General features: G+C 70.6%; 2 protein-coding genes. One reads left to right on the top strand and one right to left on the bottom strand.

The annotated features are described in order from the left end of the window. Positions 1-1,042: cell division protein FtsZ (gene ftsZ, locus AC08OQ_RS18895; protein WP_476602363.1), on the bottom strand; the 1,042-nt coding region annotated here is incomplete at its 3' end. A gap of 433 nt (positions 1,043-1,475) precedes the next feature. Here ftsZ and murC point away from each other — a divergent pair. After that, positions 1,476-2,960 carry a UDP-N-acetylmuramate--L-alanine ligase gene (gene murC, locus AC08OQ_RS18890; protein WP_476602362.1) on the top strand — a complete coding sequence of 495 codons (1,485 nt, stop codon included), beginning with the start codon at positions 1,476-1,478 and terminating at the stop codon, positions 2,958-2,960. Positions 2,961-3,043: the final 83 nt, after the last annotated feature.

The raw sequence follows: 3,043 nt of genomic DNA, 5'->3' as shown, positions 1-3,043 counted from the left end.
GGGCGGCCACGGTCGGCGGCCCGGCAGCCGACCCGCCGGCCGGCCCCGGCGGGCGCCGCTGCCCCGCGGCGTTGAGGGTGCGGGTCCGCCGGTCCTGGACGGTGTCGAAGCCGGCGGCGATGACCGTCACCCGCACCTCGTCCCCGAGTGCGTCGTCGATGACCGCACCGAAGATGATGTTCGCTTCCGGGTGGGCCGCGTCGGCGACCAGTTCGGCGGCCGCGTTGATCTCGAACAGGCCGAGGTCCGACCCACCCGAGATGTTGAGCAGCACCCCCTGGGCCCCGTCCATGCTCGCCTCGAGCAGGGGGGACGCGATGGCCTGTTCGGCGGCGACGGTGGCCCGGTCGTCGCCGCGGGCCCGTCCGATGCCCATCAGGGCGCTGCCGGCATGGGACATGACCGTCTTGACGTCGGCGAAGTCCAGGTTGATCAGGCCGGGCGTGGTGATCAGGTCGGTGATGCCCTGGACACCGGAGAGCAGCACCTGGTCGGCGCTGCGGAAGGCGTCGAGAACGCTGATGTCCCGGTCCGTCATCGCCAGCAGACGGTCGTTCGGGATGACAATGAGGGTATCGACCTCATTACGAAGAGTGTCAATACCGGTGTCAGCCTGGGTGGCCCGGCGCCGACCCTCGAAGGTGAACGGCCGGGTGACCACACCGATGGTGAGTGCTCCGAGGGAGCGGGCGACGTTCGCGACGACCGGCGCACCGCCGGTACCCGTGCCACCACCCTCACCTGCGGTGACGAAGACCATGTCGGCCCCCTTGAGGACCTCCTCGATCTCCTCCCGGTGATCCTCGGCAGCCTGGCGGCCGACCTCGGGGTCGGCTCCGGCGCCGAGGCCTCGGGTGAGCTCACGGCCGACGTCGAGTTTCACGTCGGCGTCGCTCATGAGCAGGGCCTGGGCGTCGGTGTTGATGGCGATGAACTCGACGCCCTTGAGACCGACTTCGATCATCCGGTTGACGGCGTTGACGCCACCACCACCGATCCCGACGACCTTGATGACCGCGAGATAGTTCTGTGGGGCAGCCATGCGGTGTCGGTCCTCCAGCGGCGTCGGTGGTCGGACGGGGGTTACCCCGCCCCTGCGCCGCCGCGGGAAGGCGGAGCCACGCGGCGAGCGGGAAAGCAGTCGAAGCCTCAACCTTCACCGCCAGCTAGACGGTTACAGTTATGTCAACTTCCGACTGTGGATCGGACAGTAGGCACGGCTCCGGCGGTGGTCAAGGACGCTGTCGGCGCGTCACGACTTTCCCCGCATGGTGGCTTCGCCAGCATGCGGGGCCCCCGCCCCAGAAGGGGTCTATGGTAGCCGTGGCTCGCCTCTGGCGACCTCCCCTGGACAGCCGGCGAGGGCTTCGTCTCAATGTACGGGTCCCGCTCAATGTACGGATCCCGGCACCCGGCCGTGCCACGGATCAAGGGACCTCACCATCCCCGGAGCCGATGATGGTGTACTGCCTCCCGTGACCGGTCAGCGCACCCAGCACGTCCATTTCCTCGGCATCGGAGGCAGCGGCCTGTCTCCGCTGGCCCAGATCCATCTCGCGGGCGGCGGGACGGTGAGCGGCAGCGACTCCGAGGACTCGCCCCGGGTGGCGACCCTACGCGCACGGGGGGTACCGATCCGGATCGGGGCCACGCCCGGTCCGGCCGCCGTCGCCGCCGAGCTCGCCGGTGCGGATGTCGTGGTCGCGTCCAGCGCGCTGCCCGACGACCATCCGGAGATCGTCGCCGCCCGCGCGCTCGGTCTGCCCGTGCGCCGCCGTTCGGAATGGCTACCGGAGCTCACCGCCGGGTACCGGCTGGTCGCCGTCGCCGGTTCGCACGGCAAGTCGACCACCTCGGCGATGCTCACCCTGGTCCTGCGCGCCGCCGGGCTGGATCCCACGGCGGTCATCGGCGCAGAGGTGTCACAGCTGGGGGGGAACGCGCTGGCCGGCTCCGGCGACGTCTTCGTCCTGGAGTCCGACGAGTACGGCGGCGCCTTCGCGGGCCTCGACCCGAGCATCGCCGTCATCACCAACGTTGAGTGGGAGCACCCCGACGTCTTCCCCGACGAGGCATCGGTCCGGGCAGCCTTCGCCGCGTTCGCCCGACGGGTCCGGCCGGGTGGACGACTGGTTGTCTGCGGAGATCATCCCGGGGTGGTCGCCGTCCTCACCGAGCTGGGTCGCCAGCGGCCCGGCAAGGACGTCGCGGTGATCGACTACGGCTTCGAGCCGGAACGCCACTGGCGCGCGGTCGACGTCGTCACCACCGCGGGGGACGACATGACCGGGGCGACCGTCCTGCGGGCCGGCCAGGAGGTCGGTGCGCTGACCCTGACGATACCCGGCCGACACTCGGTGCTGAACGCGCTCGCGGTCCTCGCCACCGCCACCGAACTGGGAGTCGCTCCCGCCCAGACCCTCACCACCCTGACGACCTTCACCGGCGCGGCCCGACGGTTCGAGTTCGTGGGCTTCTGGAACGGCAGCACCGGCACCGGGCCCGCCGGAGGTCCGGGCAGCCTGGAGGTGATCGACGACTACGCGCATCATCCGACGGAGATCCGTCTGACGCTCGCCGCGGCCCGTTCGCGGGCTCGGGGACGGCAGATCTGGGCGGTACTCCAGCCACATACGTTCAGTCGGTTCGCCGCGCTGCTGGATGACTTCGCGGCCGCGTTCGGCGACGCCGACCGGGTGTACGTCACCGACATCTATGCCGCCCGCGAGACCGACGACCTCGGTCTGCATGCCGTCGACCTGGTCAAGCGGGTGAGCGAGCCGGCGGCAACGTACTACGTGTCCTGGTCCGAACTCGTCGAACGACTCGCCACGGACGTCCGCGCCGCCCTGAGCGACGAGGCGTCGCGGGGGGTCCTACTGCTCACGCTCGGAGCGGGAACGAGCACCACGGTCGGTCCCCGGCTACTGGCCGCCCTGGGCTTCGCGGCGGCCGGTTGACCTCCCGTTGCATAAGAGCGCCCGATAGTGGCGCTCAGGCCGCCTCACCTTGCGGTGAGGCACTCCCGGTCTGACCGGCCGGC

Source organism: Frankia sp. CcCS3 (assembly GCF_977927575.1).
This window is presented reverse-complemented; position numbering and strand designations above follow the sequence as displayed.